Below are 19,251 nucleotides of genomic sequence, written 5' to 3'. Positions count from 1 at the left end.
ATTTTTATCAAAAATCGGTTTGGCTCACTCCAACTCGACCAACAGATCCTTGGCGTCGATCTGGCTGCCCGGCTGCACATGCAGCGCTTTGACCACAGCGGCGCGGTCGGCATGAATCCCGGTTTCCATCTTCATCGCCTCGATGGTCAGCAATAGATCGCCCGCGTTTACCTTTTGCCCCGCCACCACAGCAACAGAGGCAATCGAGCCGGGCATCGGCGCCCCGATATGGCCCGGATTGCCCTCAACGGCTTTCGGCTTGGCCGCAACTTTCGCTTTGATCGCGCGGTTCGCCACCTTGATCACGCGGGGCTGACCGTTCAGCTCAAAGAACACCTTCACTTCGCCGTCGTCGGTGGTTTCCCCCACCGCTTGCAGACGGATTTCCAACTTTTTGCCGGGGTCAATCTCGGCGGTGATTTCTTCGCCGGGGGCCATGCCGTAGAAGAACGTCCGCGTCGGCAGGGTGCGCACCGGGCCATAGGCTTTGTGGCGGCCCATGTAATCAAGGAACACCTTGGGATACATCAGATAGCCGTTCAGATCCTCGTCGTCGATCTTGAAGCCGCCGAGTTCTTCAGACAGTTTCGCGCGCACTGCTTCCAGATCAACCGGGGCCAAGCTTTCACCCGGACGGGCGGTAGAGGCCGTTTCGCCCTTCAGCACCTTCTTGGAAATCCCTGCGGGCCAGCCGCCATGCGGTTGGCCAAGATTGCCTTTCAGCATATCAATCACCGAATCCGGGAAGGCCACCTCGACCTTCGGGTCTTCGACCTGCGCGCGGGTCAGACCTTGAGACACCATCATCAGCGCCATGTCGCCGACAACTTTCGACGACGGCGTGACTTTGACGATATCGCCGAACATCTGGTTCACATCGGCATAGGTCTGCGCGACCTCGTGCCAGCGTTCCTCCAGCCCCAGCGAGCGGGCTTGGGCTTTCAGGTTGGTGAACTGGCCGCCGGGCATCTCGTGCAGATAGACTTCCGAGGCGGGGGCAGGGATGCCGGATTCAAACGCCGCATATTGGCCGCGCACCGCTTCCCAATAGTTTGAGATTTGCCGGATCGCGGCCATATCCAGCCCCGTATCGCGGTCGGTATGGCGCAAGGCTTCGACAATGGAGCCGAGGCAGGGCTGCGAGGTGCCGCCCGAAAACGCATCCATCGCCGCATCGACGCAATCGACGCCTGCATCTGAGGCCGCCATGATCGTCGCCGCTGCCGCGCCGCTGGTGTCATGAGTGTGGAAGTGGATCGGCAGGCCGACCTCTTGCTTTAGGGTTTTGATCAGTTGTTTGGCGGCGGCGGGTTTCAACAGGCCCGCCATATCCTTCAAGCCCAGCACATGCGCGCCTGCGGCTTTCAACTGTTTGGCGGTATCGACATAGTATTTCAGATCGTATTTGGCGCGATTGGGGTCAAGCATATCGCCAGTATAGCAGACGGTGCCTTCGCAGACTTTGCCCGCCTCAATCACCGCATCCATCGCGACGCGCATGTTTTCGACCCAGTTCAAGGAGTCGAATACCCGGAACACATCGACGCCCGTGCTGGCGGCTTGTTTGACGAACGCTTGCACCACGTTGTCGGGATAGTTGGTGTAGCCGACGCCATTGGACGCACGCAGCAGCATCTGCGTCATCACATTCGGCATCAGCGCGCGCAGATCGCGCAGGCGTTGCCACGGGCATTCTTGCAGGAAGCGGTAGGCCACGTCGAAAGTGGCCCCGCCCCAACATTCGACGCTGAAAAGCTGTGGCAGGTTGGCGGCATAGGCGGGCGCGACCTTGATCATGTCGATCGAGCGCATCCGGGTGGCCAGCAGGGATTGGTGGCCGTCGCGCATCGTGGTGTCGGTCAGCAGCAGCTTTTGCTGTTTGCCCATCCAGTCGGCGACAGCCTGCGGGCCGTGTTGTTCCAGCAGGTTGCGGGTGCCCATTGCAGGCTCGCCCAATGCCTTCGGGGCTTTTGGCGTGCGCGCTTCGGCATGGGGTTTGGTGCGCCCCGCGGTTTCTGGATGCCCGTTGACGGTGATATCGGCGATATAGGTCAGGATTTTGGTGGCCCGGTCGCGGCGCTTCTTGAACTGGAACAGCTCTGGCGTCGTGTCGATGAATTTGGTGGTGTAGGTGTCATCGAGGAAGGTCGGGTGCTTCAGCAAGTTGATCACAAACTCGATGTTGGTCGACACCCCGCGAATACGGAATTCGCGCAAGGCCCGGTCCATCCGGCGGATGGCGGCGGTGGGGGTCTGGGCGGTGGCGGTGACTTTCACCAGCAGCGAATCGTAATAGCGGGTGATCACGCCGCCTGCGTAAGCCGTGCCACCATCCAGACGGATGCCGTTGCCGGTGGCCGAACGGTACGCGGTCAGCCGGCCATAATCCGGGATGAAGTTGTTCTGTGGGTCTTCGGTGGTGACACGGCATTGCAGCGCGTGGCCGGTGAGGTGGATTTCTTCCTGATTGGCCTTTCCGGTGGCCTCGGCCAGGGTTTTACCCTCGGCGATCAGGATTTGTGCTTGCACGATGTCGATGCCGGTGACTTGTTCGGTGACGGTATGCTCGACCTGAACGCGGGGGTTGACCTCGATGAAATAGAACTGCTGGTTGTCCATATCCATCAGGAATTCGACGGTACCAGCACATTCATAGCCGACATAGGCGCAGATGCGGCGGCCCAGATCGCACACCTCGGCGCGTTGGGCACCGGTGAGGTAGGGGGCGGGCGCGCGTTCGACGACCTTCTGGTTACGGCGCTGTACGGTGCAATCACGTTCATAGAGGTGGTAGATCGCGCCATGCTTGTCGCCAAGGATCTGCACCTCGACGTGCCGCGCGCGGATGATCATCTTTTCCAGATAGCCCTCGCCGTTGCCAAAGGCGGCTTCGGCCTCACGACGGCCTTCGCGGACCTTATCGACCAGCTCGGATTCTGACAGAATCGGGCGCATGCCGCGACCGCCGCCGCCCCAGCTGGCTTTCAGCATCAATGGGTAGCCGACCGCGGCGGCCTCTTTCTTGATGGCGTCAAAATCATCGCCCAAGACTTCGGTGGCCGGAATAACCGGAACGCCTGCGGCCATGGCGACGCGACGGGCGGAGGCCTTATCACCCAAGGCGCGCATGGTGTCGGCTTTTGGGCCGATAAAAGTGATGCCAGCCTGATCGCAGGCATCGACGAAATCCGGGTTTTCCGACAGCAAGCCATAGCCCGGATGGATCGCATCAGCGCCGCAAGCCCGCGCCACCCGGATGATTTCGGGGATCGACAGATAGGCACCGACAGGCGACAGGCCTTCGCCGATCAAATACGCCTCGTCCGCCTTGAAACGGTGCAGGCTGAGCTTATCTTCCTCGGCATAGACGGCGACGGTCTTTTTGCCCATCTCATTGGCAGCCCGCATCACGCGGATCGCGATTTCGCCGCGATTGGCGATCAGGATTTTCTTGAATTCGGTCATGCGAGACTCCGGGCAGCGGGAGAAGGGGCTTGTCAGGCCGACACTAGCCGTGCTGCGGTGCAGCGCAAGGGGCGGAAACGCCATGATATGACAGATTTGCGATATGATCGGCGCTAACATTCGACTGTTGCGGATAGGACGATTCTTTGCCTGAAAAATGGGCGGTTTTTGAATGGCGCGGGCTTTCGGGCGCGGATTGGCCTAGCGATTGTGCAGGCTGGTGAAAATCAGCTCGCTGTTTCAACAAAACTGGCGCGAAAGTTTCCTGTGAACAATGCGGGAACACTGCTTTATCTCGGGCAAGAACCGCGATAGGTTGGCTCTATGAACTGGACGGATGACGAAGATGCTTTCGCGGCAGCGGTGCCGCTGTCACAGCGCGCCCTTGGCCGTGGTGCGGCGCGGCCTGCGCCCTATCTGGATGATCTGAACCCGGCGCAGCGCGAGGCGGTGGAGGCTTTGGATGGCCCGGTGCTGATGCTGGCGGGGGCTGGGACGGGGAAAACCAAGGCGCTGACCTCGCGCATCGTGCACTTGCTGAACATGGGCAAGGCAACCCCGCGTGAGATTTTGTCGGTGACGTTTACCAACAAGGCCGCGCGCGAGATGAAGCTGCGGGTCGGGCGCTTGCTGGGCGATGTCGCCGAGGGCATGGCGTGGATGGGCACGTTTCACTCGCTGTCGGTGAAGATATTGCGCCGTCATGCCGAACTGGTGGGGTTAAAGAGCAACTTCACCATTCTGGATACCGATGATCAGTTGCGGCTGCTGAAGCAGTTAATTGCGGCGGCGAATATTGACGAAAAACGCTGGCCTGCGCGGATGCTGGCCAGCATGATTGACAGCTGGAAGAACCGGGCGATGACGCCGGACCGGGTGCCATCGTCGGAAGCCTCGGCTTATAACAATCGTGGCACGGAGTTGTATGCGCAGTATCAAGAGCGTCTGCGCACCCTGAACGCCACCGATTTCGGCGATCTGCTGCTGCATTGCGTGGTGATTTTCCAGAAGCATCAGGACGTGCTGGCGCAGTATCAGCGCTGGTTCAAATATATCCTCGTCGACGAATACCAAGACACCAACGTCGCGCAATATCTGTGGCTGCGGCTGCTGGCGCAGGGGCATCGGAATATCTGCTGCGTTGGCGATGATGATCAGTCGATCTACGGCTGGCGCGGCGCCGAAGTGGGCAACATCCTGCGGTTTGAGAAGGATTTTCCCGGCGCGAAAGTGGTGCGATTGGAGCAGAATTACCGCTCGACGGCGCATATTCTGGCGGCTGCCTCGGGGATCATCGCAGCCAATGCCGACCGTTTGGGCAAGACGCTGTGGACGGCGGGAGCACAAGGGGAGAAAGTGCGGCTGATCGGCCATTGGGATGGCGAAGAAGAAGCCCGCTGGATCGGCGAGGAAATTGAGGCCGCACAGCGCGGGCGACGCGGGATTGAAGCGACCTCACTGGACGGCATGGCGATTCTGGTGCGGGCGTCGCACCAAATGCGGGCGTTTGAGGATCGGTTTTTGACCATCGGGCTGCCGTATCGGGTGATTGGCGGGCCTCGGTTCTACGAGCGGCAGGAGATTCGCGATGCGATGGCGTATTTCCGGTTGGCGGTCTCGCCGGAGGATGATCTGGCGTTTGAACGCGTGGTGAACCTGCCCAAGCGCGGGCTTGGCGACAAAGCGCAGCAGGATATTCAACGCGAGGCGCGCGGGCAGGCGCTGCCGTTGCTGGATGGCGCGCGCAGTCTGGTGGCGCGCGGTGGCATTGGCGGCAAGGGGGCCGGGCAGTTGCGCGGCTTTGTTGAAGGCGTCGATCGCTGGCACGCGGCTTTGACCGGCGCGCGGATTGTGCCGCCCGAAGATGCGCTGATCGAGCCGATGCTGCCGGATACGCCGCCTGCCAATGATCTCAGCCATGTGCGGCTGGCCGAGGTTATTCTGGAGGAATCCGGCTATGTCTCGATGTGGCAGAACGACAAAACGCCGGAAGCGCCGGGGCGGTTGGAGAACCTGAAAGAACTGGTGAAGGCGTTGGAGCAGTTCGACAGCCTGCAAGGCTTTCTCGAACATGTCAGCCTAATCATGGAGAACGACAACGAGGAAGCGGCGGAGAAAGTGTCGATCATGACGCTGCACGCCGCCAAGGGATTGGAATTCCCGGTGGTTTTTCTGCCCGGTTGGGAGGATGGCTTGTTCCCCAGCCAACGCTCGATGGACGAGTCGGGTAAGAAGGGCTTGGAGGAAGAACGCCGTCTGGCCTATGTCGGCATCACGCGGGCGGAGGAGCTTTGCACGATTTCCTTTGCCTCAAACCGTCGGGTCTATGGCCAGTGGCAAAGCCAGCTGCCCAGCCGTTTCATTGACGAATTGCCCGAAAAGCACGTCGAGGTGCTGACGCCACCTAGCCTGCATCGCGGTGGCTATGGGGCCGCGGCCCCGTCTTTCGGTGCGGCGCTGGAAGATCGGGCGGTGAAGGCGGATGTCTATAACTCGCCGGGCTGGAAGCGGATGCAGGACCGCTCGGCGCAGCGTGGGGTCAGCCAACCGCGTGAGGCGCGCAATGTGACGATTGATGCGCAGGCGGTGTCTTCCTACGTCATCGGCGACCGGGTGTTTCACACCAAGTTTGGCTATGGCGAGATCATCGGGATTGAGGGCGATAAGCTGAGCATCGAATTTGATCATGCCGGATCGAAGATGATCGTGGCGCGCTGGGTGGTGCCCGCGCATCAGGTCGATGACGTGCCGTTTTAGGGCAGACCGGGTCAAGCCGGGCGGAATTTGAAAAATTCCGGCACGAAATTCGGCTCGAATTTCGATCTGGCGGCGGCGTCACGGATTTTTCTTCAACCGCTCTAATGTGTAAACGGCCAGACCTGCCAGCAAGCCCCAGAACGCCGCACCAATCCCAAACGCGGCGACGCCCGAGGCGGTGGTGGCGAGCGTCACCGTCGCGGCAAAGCGGGTGTGCGGTGGGGTGAACGCTCCGGTCAGCGCGCCCATCAGGGGGCCGAGCAGCGCCAAAGCGACCAATGCTATCATCAGCGCGGGCGGCAGGGCCGCCAGAATCGGCAGGATCACCGGCCCAAGCAAGCCCAGCATGACCCAGAACCCGGCGTAGATCAGACCGACCTTCCAGCGCTGGTTGCGGTCGGGGTGGGTGTCGTCGCCCAGACAAATCGCCGCCGTGATCGCGGCCATGCTGACGGTATGCGCGCCAAACAGGCCTGCGACGGCAGAAATCCCGCCGGTGGTGATCAGGGCGGCACCGACGGGCGGTTCGTATCCGGCGGCGCGCAGGGTGGCGAAACCGGGCAGGTTTTGCGAGGCCATCGTCACCAGATACAGCGGCAGGCCAAGGCCGAGCAGCACATCCAGCCGGAACGCGGGCGGGATGAACGTGAGGGTCGGCAGCGGTAGGGCAAGCTGTGGCAGGTGTGCTGCCCCGGTCGCGAAGGCAAGGATCAGCCCGGTGGCCAGCGCCGCCAGCACCGCAAGGGCGGGGTTTTTCAGCCTGACCGCCAAGAAGATAGCGATCATCGGCAGCACCGAGCCGGGCAGGCTTTGGGCGGCGAGGCTGCCCTTCAGGCAGAACGGCAAGAGCACGCCTGCGAGCATTCCGGCAGCGACGCCGTCCGGTATCAGCGCGACGAGGCGACCCAACGGGCGCAAGGCTCCGGTGAGGGCGATCAGTACGCCTGCGAGCGCGAACGCACCCACAGCCTCGGCCATGCTGATTCCGCTGGTGGCGGCGATCAGCGCGGCGCCGGGGGTGGACCATGCCAGCACGACGGGGATGCGGTGGGCATAGCTGAGATAGGCCGAGCCTGCCGCCTTGGCGATGCAGATTGCGAACACCCAGCTGGCGGTTTGCGCGGGGCTGGCACCGAGGGCGGCGGCGGCGGAAAGCACGAGGGCGATGGTAGAGCCGTAGCCGACCAATGCCGCCACAAGCGCCGCTGAAAGCATAGAAATCCGCATGAACCCGCCTGTTTTACCCCTACGGAAGTATCGTGGGGCGGCATGTCAGATGCAAGGGGAGGAAGGCGGCACCCCTAGGGAGGAGGAGAGGGGGGTGCCGCCAAATCGTGCAGGCCAGGGAGGAGGTGGCCCGCGTCACCGCTATCTCCGGCCCGGGAGGAGTTGGCCGGGGAGTTAAAGCGGCAGCGACCCTAGGGAGGAGGTTAGGGCCGCTGCCTGATCACACTGGCCCGGGAGGAGGTGGGCCGCGCGAATAGGGTGCGACGATCTGAGGGAGGAGACCAGATCGCCGCGTGTCCGAGAGCCCAAGGGAGGAGGAGGGCTCATCGAAGTCAAATAAGGTGGCAGTGATCCAGGGAGGAGGTTGGATCACCGCCTGATCACACAGGCCCGGGAGGAGGTGGGCCGCGCGAATAGGGTGCGACGATCTGAGGGAGGAGACCAGATCGCCGCGTATCCGAGAGCCCAAGGGAGGAGGAAGGCTCATCGAAGACAATAAAAAGGCGACGGCGCAAGGGAGGAGTTGCGCGCCGCCGCGCCGTGAAACCAAGCCGCTGGGAGGAGGTAGCGGCCGGTTCAGGGATTACTTGCCGTAAGCTGCCTCACGGGCGATTTCGGTGATCAGCGAGCGGGCGATGCCCAGATCGGACAGCTCACGGTCGGTCAGCTGACGCAATTCGCGGATGGTGCGGTCATAAACCCGGCGGCGTGCCAGCATTGCCGAGATCGACGCGAAGATGCCCGAGATACGGTCGGATGCCGATACTTGGACGGCGCGGGTAGTGTTTACGTATGCCATGATAGCCTCATTTTTGTTCTGCGAGCGGTTGGTCTTGGCCGGATGCCTAAACCCTTCTGTTCCGCTGTTAGGGGTAACATGGGGCAAATGCTGCAACTGCACAATGGGTCGAGTGATCAATGCAGCCATGCAACAAGCGCATGGCTAAGCGTCGCAAAATGTTCATTTTTAACAGACGCTTCGCTGAATATTTGAGCGTTTGGTCAACAGGGCTTGCCCTTTCCGTCAAAGCGCACAACTTTGCCTGGCGCAACTGCCAATTTAAGTAGCGTGCAAACTAAAATGCGGGCGAAGGAAAAACCATGAGCGTGACACGGGATGAAGTGATGGCAGTGCTAGCGCGGGTGCAGGTGCCGGGCGGCACGCTGGTGTCGCGCGATCTGGTGCGCGCGGTGATGGTCGAAGGCGGGCTGGTGCGATTCGTTATTGAAGCGCCGACGCCTGCCGAGGCGCACGCTTTGGCCCCGGCGCAGGTGGCGGCTGAGATGGCGGTGAAGGCGCTGCCCGGTGTGACGGATGTGCAGGCGGTGATGACGGCGCACGGCCCGGCGCCGAAAGCGGCCACGGCGGCACCGCCCATGTTGGGTGCAAATCCCGGCGCGGTGAAGATCGGCCAGCACCCGACACCACATCAGGGCGGGCCTGCCCGCATCGCCGGGGTGGACCGGATTATCGCGATTGGCTCGGGCAAGGGCGGGGTGGGCAAATCCACCGTCAGTTCTAACCTCGCCGTTGCCTTGGCGAAACAGGGGCGGCGGGTCGGCTTGCTGGATGCTGATATATATGGTCCCAGCCAGCCCCGCATGATGGGGGTGAACAAGCGCCCGGCCAGCCCTGATGGCAAGATTATTGAGCCGTTGCACGCGCATGGCGTCACGATGATGTCCATTGGCTTGATGCTGAAGGAAGATGAGGCGGTGATCTGGCGCGGCCCGATGCTGATGGGGGCGTTGCAGCAGTTGTTGGGGCAGGTGGCTTGGGGCGAGTTGGATGTGCTGATCATCGACCTGCCACCGGGCACCGGCGATATTCAATTGACGCTTTGCCAGCGCACGCATCTGACGGGCGCGATCGTGGTCTCGACCCCGCAGGATGTGGCCCTGCTGGATGCCCGCAAGGCGCTGGACATGTTCCAGAAGCTGAAAACCCCGGTGCTGGGGCTGATCGAGAACATGTCGACCTATATCTGCCCGAATTGCGGCCATGAGGAACATCTGTTCGGCCATGGCGGGGTGGTGGCAGAGGCGAAACGGTTGGACCTGCCGTTCTTGGGCGAATTGCCGCTGTCTATAGATGTGCGTTTGGCGGGGGATGCAGGGACGCCGATTGCTTTGGGCGACAGTCCGCATGCGCAGGCCTATGCACGGCTGGCGCAAAGGCTGATTGCGGGCGGTATGGCTTAGGGTGGGTTTTTAACCAAACCTACGCGAGATGGGAAGGGTGGTGCGTTGAAGACCCACTCTACGCCGACCCGACATGGGCGTTCACGGGAAACCTAGCCCTGCGAATCACTTTCATGGGATGCCATGGGAAAACCGAGGGAAACCTCGGTTTTTTGCATTTCGGGCTGACTATCTTTCGTCGATCCGGCCTATTTCTGCGCAAGACTTGGGTGATTTTTGGCAGATTTGAAAAATTCTTGGGAAATCATGGGGGCCTGCCGAAGGAATTCTGAATATCTATATCTAGTGTTCACGCTGCCGTGAAAGCGGCGTTACCGACTAAGTTTAGCTTCCCAGGCCACTAGATGCTGTTTTCTGCGCGGCCTGAAAACAAGATATTCCCCTTGCTCACCCAAAGATTTCCATTGCTTCCCATGAAATCCCATGGCATCCCTGTTCTCACGAAGACGGAACGGCGGGACATAAAAAGCAGGGGCGGCTGAAGACCCCGAACAAGGCGAAAAAGACAGGCTCATACAGGCACCCCGCCTTTCCTACTTTGACAGATCCGGCGCGCGAGCGAGCAGACATCTCCCCCAGGTGGCAAGCGCAGCAGGACGCCCAGCGATGGGACAGACGGCGGACCGAGCAGTGGCAGCAGCTCGGTCCGCCTTTTCTATTTCAAGGGGTTGAAGAACCCCAAAAGGAGCCGAAAGGCCGATGGTGAGTGAGGCGTTCAGAGGCGAGTTCTACCAGAAGGTAGACAGCAAGGCGCGGGTTTCGATCCCAGCAGCCTTCCGCCGCATTCTGGAAGCAGAAGACCCCTCCTCTGATGATGCACGCCCCAAAGTTTACATGGTCTACGGTGGCAAAAGCCGGAATTTCGTCGAGTGTTATTCAAAGTCGGGTGCCGATGCTTTGGCCGCCAAGATCGAAGCGATGGAACTGGGTTCGGACGACCGCGATAAGGCAGAACGCGATTTGATTTCGCGCTCGGTGATGGTCGAGATTGAGCCCGATGGCCGCATCGTTTTGCCGCTGAAAGTGCGGGCCAAGATGGGGTTTTCGGCAGACGATATTGCCGGAGAGGCGGCGTTTGCGGGCTACACTAACCGCTTCAAGCTGTATCGCCGCGAGGTCTACGACGCCGAAATGAACGATGATGACGATGATGGCGTAGATCCCTTGGCCCTTGTGGGTCGGGCTGCGCGGGCGGGCTGACATGGACCCGATCCGCGACCAGAACATCGGCCGCTCTCCGCATATCCCCGTATTGTTGCGGCCGTTGTTGGCGGCTGTCGCCCCGGTGCGCGGGCTGTGGCTGGATGGCACTTTTGGGGCAGGCGGCTATACGAAAGGGCTGTTGGAGGCTGGGGCCGATTGTGTGATCGGCGTCGATCGCGACCCTTTGGCGCTGGAACTGGCGGCTCCTTGGGCTGGGGCTTATGGCGACAAGCTGCGGCTGGTGGCGGGGAATTTCTCTGACATGGACCGGCATGCCGGGGAATTGCTCGACGGCGTTGTGCTGGATCTTGGCGTTTCCTCGATGCAGATTGATCAGGCCGAACGTGGCTTTTCGTTTCAGAAAGACGGCCCCTTGGACATGCGGATGAGCCAATCCGGTGAGTCTGCCGCCGATATTGTGAACACCGCAACCGAACAACGCCTTGCCGATATCCTGTATCATTTCGGCGAAGAACGCGCCTCGCGCCGGATTGCGCATGCGATTGTCGAACAGCGCGCCGAGCCGATTGTCACGACGTTGCGGCTGGCCGAAATTGTCGCGAAATGCCTGCCACGGCCCAAGCCGGGGCAAAGCCACCCCGCCACCCGCAGCTTCCAAGCCCTGCGTATCGCGGTGAACGAGGAATTTAGTCAACTGGTGCAGGGGCTTCTGGCCGCTGAACGCGCGTTGAAACCCGGTGGGCTGCTGGCGGTTGTCACCTTCCACTCGCTGGAGGATCGCGTGGTGAAGCGCTTCTTCCAGCAGGCAGCAGGCGAGGAGCCGAACGCCAACCGCTACGCCCCGGTCAAAGAAAACACCACTGCGCGGTTCGATTTGGTCACCCGCAAGGCGATTGGCCCGGATGATCTTGAACTTGAAGAAAACACGCGCGCGCGCTCGGCCAAGCTGCGGGTGGCACGACGCACCGCAGCCCCCGCCAAGGATATCGACGGCGCGGCACTTCATGCCCCCGATCTGCCGAAAGCTTCCAACAAAAAAGGACACCGCTAAGCCATGCGCCCCGTGCTTTACGTTCTGTCGTTTCTCGCTGTGATGGCGTTGGGGTTTTGGGCCTATCGTGAGAATTATGCGACTCAAGCCTCGCTGCGCGATGTCACTAACCTGCAAAACGAAATCGGCACGTTGCGCGAAAGCCTGTCGATCGAGCGCGCCGAATGGGCCTATCTGAACCGTCCCGACCGGCTGCGCGATCTGGCGACGCTGAACTTTGACCGGCTGGAACTGCTCCCCATGCTGCCCTCGCAATTCGGTGTCACCAGCCAAATCACCTTCCCGCCTGCACCTTTGATCACCAACCTGCCGATTGAGGGCGGGGAAATGGTGTCTGGCACGCTTGCCGCGACAAAAGAAGCGCAAACGCCATGACCCGCACGCCCCTGCGCCCGCTTGCCCGCATCCTGCACGCCCGCCAAAGGGGCGAGAACCCCGACAGCATCGAGCGCGAAAACCTGCGTCTGCGCCACGAAGTCATGCGCGACAAATCCCGTGGCTCTGCCCAAGTCCGCCTCGTCATCCTCGCTTTGTGCTTTTTCGGCGCTTTCACCCTGATCGGCGCGCGGATGGGCACGATTGCGGCCTCGGAACCGATCGAGCCGCGTACCGCCTCGGCAGGCACCGAAATTGATGCGGGTCGCGCCGATATTGTCGACCGCAATGGCCGGATCCTTGCCACCAACATGCTGACCCATGCGCTGTATGTGCAAACCCGCGATCTGATTGATCCCGCCCGTGTCGCCCGCGAACTGGCCGTGATCTTCCCTGATCTGGATGAGAAAGCCCTGCTGCGGCGTTTCATCGATGGCCGCAGTTTCCTTTGGGTGCGCAAGGTGCTGTCGCCCGAACAGATGCAAATGGTGCATGAAATCGGCGACCCCGGCTTGTTGTTTGGCCCGCGTGAGATGCGGCTTTACCCCAATGGCACCTTGGCCGCCCATGTCCTTGGGGGCTCGTCCTTTGGCGCAGAAGGCGTCAACAGCGCCGAAGTGATCGGCACCGCCGGGCTGGAAAGATTTGCCGACGCGCGCCTGCGCGATCCGGCCCAAGCGGGCACGCCTTTGGTCACTTCGCTGGATATCACCGTGCAAGCGGCGGTCGAGGATGTCTTGGGAGCGGGCATCACCATGATGAACGCCAAGGGTGGTGCCGCGATTCTGATGGATGTCAACACCGGCGAAATCGTCGCCCTTGCCGCTGGCCCGACGTTTGATCCGAACGACCGCCCCGCCAACCCGACCTCGGGCGAGCCGTCTGACAGCCCGCTGTTCAACCGCGCGGTGCAAGGCGTTTATGAGTTGGGCTCGACCTTCAAAATCTTCGCCGCAGCGCAGGCCATCGAGTTGGGGCTGCTTACGCCCGAAACCCTTGTTGATGCCAATGCGCCGATGTATTTTGGCAAATTCAAGATCAATGAGTTTGAGGGCCACAACTATGGCCCACTGCTGTCGGTGTCTGATATCATTGCAAAATCCTCCAATGTTGGCACCGCCCATATCGCGATGATGATTGGTGGCGAGCGTCAGCAGGCGTTCTTGAAAGCTTTGGGCCTGTTCGATGCCTCTCCGGTGGAACTGGTGGAAGCAAAGGGTGCGAAGCCGCTGCGCCCGGCGCGCTGGCCGGAAATCGTCACGATTACTGCCGCTTACGGCCATGGCATCTCGGGCAGCCCGCTGAACCTTGCCACTGCTTACGCCAGCATCGCCAATGGCGGCATCAAGGTGACGCCGACGCTGCTCAAACGCACCGAGCCGATGCAGGGGGAACGGATTTTGTCGAAACGTGTGGCGCTTCTGGCCGTCGGCATGATGCGCCGCGTCGTCACCGAAGGCACCGCCAGCTTGGGCGATGTGCCGGGTTATGCGGTGGCGGGCAAGACCGGCACCGCCGAGAAAACCAAGCGCGGCGGCGGTTATTACGATGATAAGGTGATCAATACGTTCGCCTCTGTGTTCCCCGCAAATGATCCGAAATATGTGCTGGTGGTGACGCTGGACGAGCCTTCGGAAAACACCGGGTCAAAACCGCGCCGCACTGCGGGCTGGACCGCCGTCCCTGTTGCCGCCGAGATCATTCGCCGTGCGGCCCCGTTACTGGGGATGCGGCCACAGGTTGAAGCCGCCAGCTTGGATGGGCTAGTAGCCGTCAAGAATTAAGCTTGGGGGTATGTTGTGGCAGATCGGACAAAAACACTCGCAGACCTGGGCCTGACCGCCCGCGAAGGCCGCAACCCGGTGCTGCGCGGCATCACGCTGGACAGCCGCGCGGTGGAAGATGGCTTTCTGTTCGCCGCGATGCCGGGCTCCGCGGTGCATGGCGCAAGCTATATCGAGCTGGCCTTGGCGCGCGGCGCAGTTGCCATCCTGACCGATGCCGCAGGGGCACGGCTGGCGGCACAGGTTTTGGCCGATTCTGATGCTGCCCTGATCGTCGCAGAAGACCCGCGTGAGGCGATAGCGCGTGCGGCAAGCCTGTGGTTTGGCAGCCAGCCCGCCGTGATGGTGGCGGTGACTGGCACCAATGGCAAAACTTCCGTAGCGACCTTTGCGCGGCAAATCTGGATGGCTTTGGGCTATGCTGCGATTAACATCGGCACCACCGGGGTTGAAGGCGCATGGTCTGCGCCGTCTGCCCATACCACGCCCGACCCGATCACTTTGCACAGGATGCTGTCTTTGGCTGCGGTTGAGGGCGTTAGCCATGCCGCGATGGAGGCATCCTCGCACGGACTTGATCAGCGCCGGATGGATGGCGTGCGACTGAAAGCGGCGGGCTTCACCAACTTCACCCAAGACCATCTGGATTATCACCACACCTTTGAGGCTTATTTCGCCGCCAAAGCCGCGTTGTTCGACCGCGTGCTGCCCGAAGATGGCGTGGCGGTGATCAATATGAACGACCCCAAGGGCCATGAGGTGGCGCTGATCGCGGTGGCACGCGGCCAAGGCCTGATTTCGGTCGGCACCGGCGAAGGCTGCGATCTGCGCATCCTCGGCCAGCGCTTTGACGCATCGGGTCAGGATGTGCGCTATGAATGGAAGGGCACGCCCTACCAAGTGCGGCTGAACCTGATTGGCGGCTTTCAGGCCGAAAATGTCGCCTTGGCGGCAGGTCTGGTGATCGGGGCAGGCGAATCCGCCCGCGATGTGTTCGCCGTGCTGCCGCAGCTTTCGGGTGTGCGGGGCCGGATGCAACTGGCGGGCACGCGGCTGAATGGCGCCTCGGTGTTCGTCGATTACGCCCACACCCCCGATGCTTTGCAAACCGCGCTGCGCGCTTTGCGCCCGCATGTGATGGGCCGGGTCATCGTGGTGTTCGGCGCAGGCGGCGACCGCGACACCACCAAGCGCCCGCTGATGGGGGCCGCTGCGCGCGACAACGCCGATGTGCTTTATGTCACCGACGATAACCCGCGCTCGGAAGACCCCGCCCTTATCCGTGCCGCCATCATGGCCGCATGTCCCGAAGCCAATGAGGTCGGCGACCGTGCCGAGGCAATTCTGCTTGCCGTCGATGCCCTGCAACCCGGTGACGCTTTGTTGGTCGCGGGCAAGGGGCATGAGAGCGGTCAGGTGATCATGGGCAACATTTACCCGTTTGACGATGTGGAACAGGCCAGCATCGCTGTCGCCGCACTGGATGGATTGCTATGAAACCTTTGCCCGAACTGTGGACCTCAGCCGACGCCGTCACCGCCACCAATGGCCGCTCGACCGCCACATGGATCGCCACCGGAGTCTCGATCGACACCCGCACCATTAAGCCAGGTGATCTGTTCGTAGCGCTGAAAGATATGCGTGACGGTCACGAGTTTGTCGCTCAGGCATTGAAAAAGGGGGCCGCCGCTGCCCTTGTGTCGCATGTTCCCGAAGGCACAGCCCCCGATGCCCCGCTGCTGATCGTGGATGACGTGCTGCACGCGCTGGAAAAACTGGGCCAAGCTGCGCGCGCCCGGACCGCAGCGAAAGTGGTGGGGGTGACGGGTTCAGTCGGCAAAACTTCAACCAAGGAAATGCTGCGCAGCATCCTGTCTGGCCAAGGCAAGACCCATGCCGCCGAAGCCAGCTATAACAACCACTGGGGCGTGCCGCTGACCCTCGCCCGCATGCCGCCAGACACCGATTTCGCGGTGATCGAGATTGGCATGAACCACCCCGGCGAAATTGCGCCCTTGGCCCGTATGGCTGATCTCGACGTCGCGCTGATCACCATCGTGGCCGCGGCGCATCTGGAAGCGTTCACCGACCTTGAGGGCATCGCCCACGAGAAAGCCGCGATTTTCGACGGCCTGCGCCCCGGTGGCACCGCGATTTTCCCAAGTGACCAAAGCATCACCCCGATCCTGCAAGCCAAAGCTGCCGCAGTCGGGGCCAAAGCCATCACCTTTGGCACCACCGCCACCGCCGACTACCACCTGACCCAAGTCACCCTCTGCGACATCGCCACCATCGTGCTAGCCACACGGCAAGGCACCCCGAGCCTGTTCAAAGTCCTCAGCCCCGGCCGCCATTTCGCCGCCAATGGTCTGGGCGCGCTCGCCGTCGCCGATGCCCTGCACCTCGACCCGATGATTGCTGCAAGTGACCTTGGTCGCTGGCAACCCCCCGCAGGCCGCGGCACGCGCGAACATATCACCCTTGATATCGTGGAAGAAACCAGCTTCGATCTGATCGACGATGCCTTCAACGCCAACCCGACCTCGCTGGCCGCCGCCTTGGATGTGCTGATCGCCGCCACCCCGCAAGACGGCATCGGCCGCGTCGGCAAGGGCCGCCGCATCGCCATCCTCGGCGATATGCTAGAGCTTGGCCCGACCGAAATCGCTTTGCACGAAGCCATAGCCCAACACCCGCTTCTGAACAAAATCGACCTGATCCACTGCGTCGGGCCCCGGATGAAAACGCTGTGGCAAAACCTTCCCCGCGCGCAACGTGGCGAGTGGGTGGCCGATGCCCGCGACCTTGCCGCCCGCCCGCGTAGCCTGATTGACGCAGGGGATATCCTGCTGGTGAAGGGCTCGAAGGGCATAAAGGTCAGCCTGATCGTTGACGCCCTGCGCAAATTGGGGCACCCAGCGCCCGACACCAAGCAATAAGGCGCGGGATCATGCCGTCCCCCCGCGCACCAAAGAGAAGCGTAATGCTCTCGCAACAAGGAGAAGCGTAATGCTGTATTGGCTCACCGAGTTTTCGGATGGCGGCGACGTCTTCAACCTGTTTCGCTACATTACCTTCCGTGCCGGTTGCGCTTTTGCCACCGCACTGATCTTCGGCTTCATCTTTGGCCGACCCTTGATCGACCTGCTGCGCCGCAAGCAAGGCAAGGGCCAACCGATCCGCGACGATGGCCCGCAAAGCCACTTCATCAAAGCTGGCACCCCCACCATGGGCGGGCTTTTGATCCTGTCGGCGCTGACGGTCTCGACCCTGATGTGGGCGCGGCTCGACAACCCCTACGTCTGGATCGTGGTGCTGGTGACGCTGGCCTTCGGTCTGATCGGTTTCGCCGACGATTACGCTAAAGTCACCAAGCAAAACACCAAGGGCGTTTCTGGCCGGGTACGGATGATCGCGGGTCTGTTGATCGCAGCGCTGGCCACCTATGCCGCCTCAAGCTTCCATCCGCCCGAGTTGACCAACCAACTGGCGTTGCCTTTGTTCAAAAACGTGCTGCTGGATTTCGGCGTGTTCTTCATCCCCTTCGGCATGATTGTCATCGTCGGCGCCGCCAATGCGGTGAACCTAACCGACGGTTTAGACGGCCTTGCCATCATGCCGGTGATGATCGCGGGCGGTACCTTGGGGGTAATCTCCTACATTGTCGGTAACTTTAACTTTGCTGAATATCTCGGAGTGCATTTCGTTCCGGGCTCAGGCGAGTTGCTGGTGTTCGCCGCCGCTTTGTTTGGCGGCGGCCTCGGCTTTCTGTGGTACAATGCCCCCCCGGCGGCGGTGTTCATGGGCGATACCGGAAGCCTCGCCTTGGGCGGCGCTTTGGGGGCGATCGCCGTCTGCACCAAACACGAAATCGTCCTCGCCATCGTCGGCGGTCTCTTCGTGGTTGAGGCGCTCAGCGTGATCATCCAAGTGCTGTACTTCAAACGCACTGGCAAGCGGGTGTTCCTGATGGCCCCGATTCACCACCATTTTGAGAAAAAAGGCTGGGCCGAGCCGCAAATCGTCATCCGGTTCTGGATCATCAGTCTGATCCTTGCGATGATCGGCCTTGCCACGCTGAAGGTGCGCTGAGGCGCAGTAAAATGCCCGGAGCGATCTGCACCGGGCATTTGTTTGGCTTAAACAAGATTAAAATTTGGTCCCGCGACCTGTGGCCTCGCCCCTTCGGATCTTGGCCGTAAAAAGGTTTTCAGACTGGCCTAAATACTCCCGCCGGAGGCTCCTGAGATAAATCACGGATGCCTCCGGCGGGGATGTTTGGAAACAGATGAAACCCGAGACCGATCTGCGCTTACAAGCCCGGCAGCAGGTTGAACAGGCTGCGGTCGCCAAACATCAACCCAGAATTCGTGCCAAAATTATAGGTAGCACCGATCTTGGCATAGGTTTCCGAGCCAGTATCGGTGTTCAGCGCCCCAAGCTCTGCGAACATTTTCGAGCTGTCTCCCAAGCCGAAAGAACCGCGCAACCCGTAGCGGGTCAGCGAAGCACCATCAAACGAGCCGTGATCCAGCGAGCCGCCAATGCCCACGCCATTGCCCATCACCATGCCGCCGCTGACGCCCAGCACCGTGCCGCTGCCGTCGCCGTCCTCGGCACGGCCAAGATAGCCCTGCACGCCGCCGGTGCCAAAGTTCTGCGCCGCCTCAACCCCGTAAACATCGGTGCGCCCGCCATTCACTGCATCCATGCCGTAAAACGCACCCAAGGCCGTGCTGTCGCCCAGCTTATAGGTGCCGTGGGTGACAAAATTGGTCGCAGTCTCATCGGCGAAGTTCAGCATATTGACGCCCAGATCCATCTGCATGCCGAACTGAGGCCCAAACGCCAATTCGACTGATCCGCTGATATTGGTCTTTGCGACCGAGAAATCATCGGTAAACCCCGATTGCGAGAGCTTGACCTGCCCGCCTGTCATCTCGGCCTGGGCCACCGATGCTGTCAGAATAAAGCCAAGGATGGCAAGGATGTGCTTGCTCAGAACCTGCATAATCGTCACTTTCTTGTTTTTGACTGCTGCGATAAAGCATAGAGCCGCAAGCTGACGGCGACCAGCTTTGAGGGGCAAACGTCCAGCGGTGGGGCCAGAGTGTTGCGGTGGAGACTCACCTCACGCAGCTTTGCCAACCGGAGAGCGCGGTTTACCCCGCCACGACGGCAAACCCTAACAAATCCCTAATGCCCTACTTCTAACCCATTGATAAA

The 19,251-nt window shown here is 61.2% G+C and carries 13 protein-coding genes; 9 read left to right on the top strand and 4 right to left on the bottom strand.

The features are described 5' to 3' along the window. Positions 1 to 24: 24 nt before the first annotated feature. On the bottom strand, positions 25 to 3,465 hold the full coding sequence (locus Q7V03_RS17500) for a pyruvate carboxylase (protein WP_304926878.1): 3,441 nt from the start codon (positions 3,463 to 3,465) through the stop codon (positions 25 to 27). Between the two features lie 324 nt (positions 3,466 to 3,789). Here Q7V03_RS17500 and Q7V03_RS17495 point away from each other — a divergent pair, with 324 nt between their 5' ends. Next, on the top strand, positions 3,790 to 6,222 hold the full coding sequence (locus Q7V03_RS17495; RefSeq protein ID WP_304926877.1) for an ATP-dependent helicase: 2,433 nt from the start codon (positions 3,790 to 3,792) through the stop codon (positions 6,220 to 6,222). A gap of 78 nt (positions 6,223 to 6,300) precedes the next feature. On the opposite strand, the gene Q7V03_RS17490 is transcribed toward Q7V03_RS17495, so the two are convergent. Both Q7V03_RS17490 and Q7V03_RS17485 read right to left on the bottom strand, forming a co-directional pair. Next, positions 6,301 to 7,449 carry a benzoate/H(+) symporter BenE family transporter gene (locus Q7V03_RS17490; RefSeq protein ID WP_304926876.1) on the bottom strand — a complete coding sequence of 383 codons (1,149 nt, stop codon included), beginning with the start codon at positions 7,447 to 7,449 and terminating at the stop codon, positions 6,301 to 6,303. A gap of 583 nt (positions 7,450 to 8,032) precedes the next feature. After that, complete coding sequence (locus Q7V03_RS17485) at positions 8,033 to 8,248, bottom strand: DUF1127 domain-containing protein (RefSeq protein ID WP_304926875.1); 216 nt, start codon at positions 8,246 to 8,248, stop codon at positions 8,033 to 8,035. Positions 8,249 to 8,550: 302 nt separating this feature from the next. On the opposite strand from Q7V03_RS17485, the gene Q7V03_RS17480 reads away from it, so the two are divergent. From Q7V03_RS17480 to mraY, 8 genes are all read left to right on the top strand, one after another. Then, positions 8,551 to 9,651 carry an Mrp/NBP35 family ATP-binding protein gene (locus Q7V03_RS17480; RefSeq protein WP_304926874.1) on the top strand — a complete coding sequence of 367 codons (1,101 nt, stop codon included), beginning with the start codon at positions 8,551 to 8,553 and terminating at the stop codon, positions 9,649 to 9,651. A 699-nt stretch (positions 9,652 to 10,350) separates the two neighbouring features. Beyond that, a complete protein-coding gene (locus Q7V03_RS17475; RefSeq protein WP_304926873.1) occupies positions 10,351 to 10,851 on the top strand; it encodes a division/cell wall cluster transcriptional repressor MraZ in 501 nt (166 codons plus the stop codon). 1 nt (position 10,852) lies between these two features. Next, positions 10,853 to 11,866 carry a 16S rRNA (cytosine(1402)-N(4))-methyltransferase RsmH gene (gene rsmH, locus Q7V03_RS17470; RefSeq protein ID WP_304926872.1) on the top strand — a complete coding sequence of 338 codons (1,014 nt, stop codon included), beginning with the start codon at positions 10,853 to 10,855 and terminating at the stop codon, positions 11,864 to 11,866. A 3-nt stretch (positions 11,867 to 11,869) separates the two neighbouring features. Further along, complete coding sequence (locus Q7V03_RS17465) at positions 11,870 to 12,241, top strand: cell division protein FtsL (protein ID WP_304926871.1); 372 nt, start codon at positions 11,870 to 11,872, stop codon at positions 12,239 to 12,241. Continuing rightward, a complete protein-coding gene (locus tag Q7V03_RS17460; protein ID WP_304926870.1) occupies positions 12,238 to 14,025 on the top strand; it encodes a penicillin-binding protein 2 in 1,788 nt (595 codons plus the stop codon). The genes Q7V03_RS17465 and Q7V03_RS17460 overlap by 4 nt, the downstream gene beginning before the upstream one ends. A gap of 15 nt (positions 14,026 to 14,040) precedes the next feature. Continuing rightward, positions 14,041 to 15,522 carry a UDP-N-acetylmuramoyl-L-alanyl-D-glutamate--2,6-diaminopimelate ligase gene (locus Q7V03_RS17455; protein ID WP_304926869.1) on the top strand — a complete coding sequence of 494 codons (1,482 nt, stop codon included), beginning with the start codon at positions 14,041 to 14,043 and terminating at the stop codon, positions 15,520 to 15,522. A 5-nt stretch (positions 15,523 to 15,527) separates the two neighbouring features. Beyond that, positions 15,528 to 16,964 carry a UDP-N-acetylmuramoyl-tripeptide--D-alanyl-D-alanine ligase gene (gene murF, locus Q7V03_RS17450; RefSeq protein WP_304926939.1) on the top strand — a complete coding sequence of 479 codons (1,437 nt, stop codon included), beginning with the start codon at positions 15,528 to 15,530 and terminating at the stop codon, positions 16,962 to 16,964. Between the two features lie 70 nt (positions 16,965 to 17,034). Next, positions 17,035 to 18,117, top strand: a complete 1,083-nt coding sequence (gene mraY, locus Q7V03_RS17445; protein WP_304926868.1) for a phospho-N-acetylmuramoyl-pentapeptide-transferase — start codon at positions 17,035 to 17,037, stop codon at positions 18,115 to 18,117. Between the two features lie 220 nt (positions 18,118 to 18,337). Here mraY and Q7V03_RS17440 read toward each other — a convergent pair whose 3' ends face one another. After that, positions 18,338 to 19,036 carry a hypothetical protein gene (locus tag Q7V03_RS17440; protein ID WP_304926867.1) on the bottom strand — a complete coding sequence of 233 codons (699 nt, stop codon included), beginning with the start codon at positions 19,034 to 19,036 and terminating at the stop codon, positions 18,338 to 18,340. Positions 19,037 to 19,251 lie beyond the last annotated feature (215 nt).

It is taken from the genome of Cypionkella sp., from assembly GCF_030652235.1.
Classification (GTDB): domain Bacteria; phylum Pseudomonadota; class Alphaproteobacteria; order Rhodobacterales; family Rhodobacteraceae; genus Cypionkella.
This window is presented reverse-complemented; position numbering and strand designations above follow the sequence as displayed.

Bases quoted from the DNA above. Each gene is read 5' to 3' on its own strand.
- mraY (WP_304926868.1), top strand. From the start codon at position 17,035: ATGCTGTATTGGCTCACCGAGTTTTCGGATGGCGGCGACGTCTTCAAC.
- Q7V03_RS17460 (WP_304926870.1), top strand. From the start codon at position 12,238: ATGACCCGCACGCCCCTGCGCCCGCTTGCCCGCATCCTGCACGCCCGC.
- Q7V03_RS17465 (WP_304926871.1), top strand. From the start codon at position 11,870: ATGCGCCCCGTGCTTTACGTTCTGTCGTTTCTCGCTGTGATGGCGTTG.
- Q7V03_RS17440 (WP_304926867.1), bottom strand. From the start codon at position 19,036: ATGCAGGTTCTGAGCAAGCACATCCTTGCCATCCTTGGCTTTATTCTG.
- Q7V03_RS17485 (WP_304926875.1), bottom strand. From the start codon at position 8,248: ATGGCATACGTAAACACTACCCGCGCCGTCCAAGTATCGGCATCCGAC.
- rsmH (WP_304926872.1), top strand. From the start codon at position 10,853: ATGGACCCGATCCGCGACCAGAACATCGGCCGCTCTCCGCATATCCCC.
- Q7V03_RS17495 (WP_304926877.1), top strand. From the start codon at position 3,790: ATGAACTGGACGGATGACGAAGATGCTTTCGCGGCAGCGGTGCCGCTG.
- Q7V03_RS17500 (WP_304926878.1), bottom strand. From the start codon at position 3,465: ATGACCGAATTCAAGAAAATCCTGATCGCCAATCGCGGCGAAATCGCG.
- Q7V03_RS17490 (WP_304926876.1), bottom strand. From the start codon at position 7,449: ATGCGGATTTCTATGCTTTCAGCGGCGCTTGTGGCGGCATTGGTCGGC.
- Q7V03_RS17480 (WP_304926874.1), top strand. From the start codon at position 8,551: ATGAGCGTGACACGGGATGAAGTGATGGCAGTGCTAGCGCGGGTGCAG.
- Q7V03_RS17475 (WP_304926873.1), top strand. From the start codon at position 10,351: ATGGTGAGTGAGGCGTTCAGAGGCGAGTTCTACCAGAAGGTAGACAGC.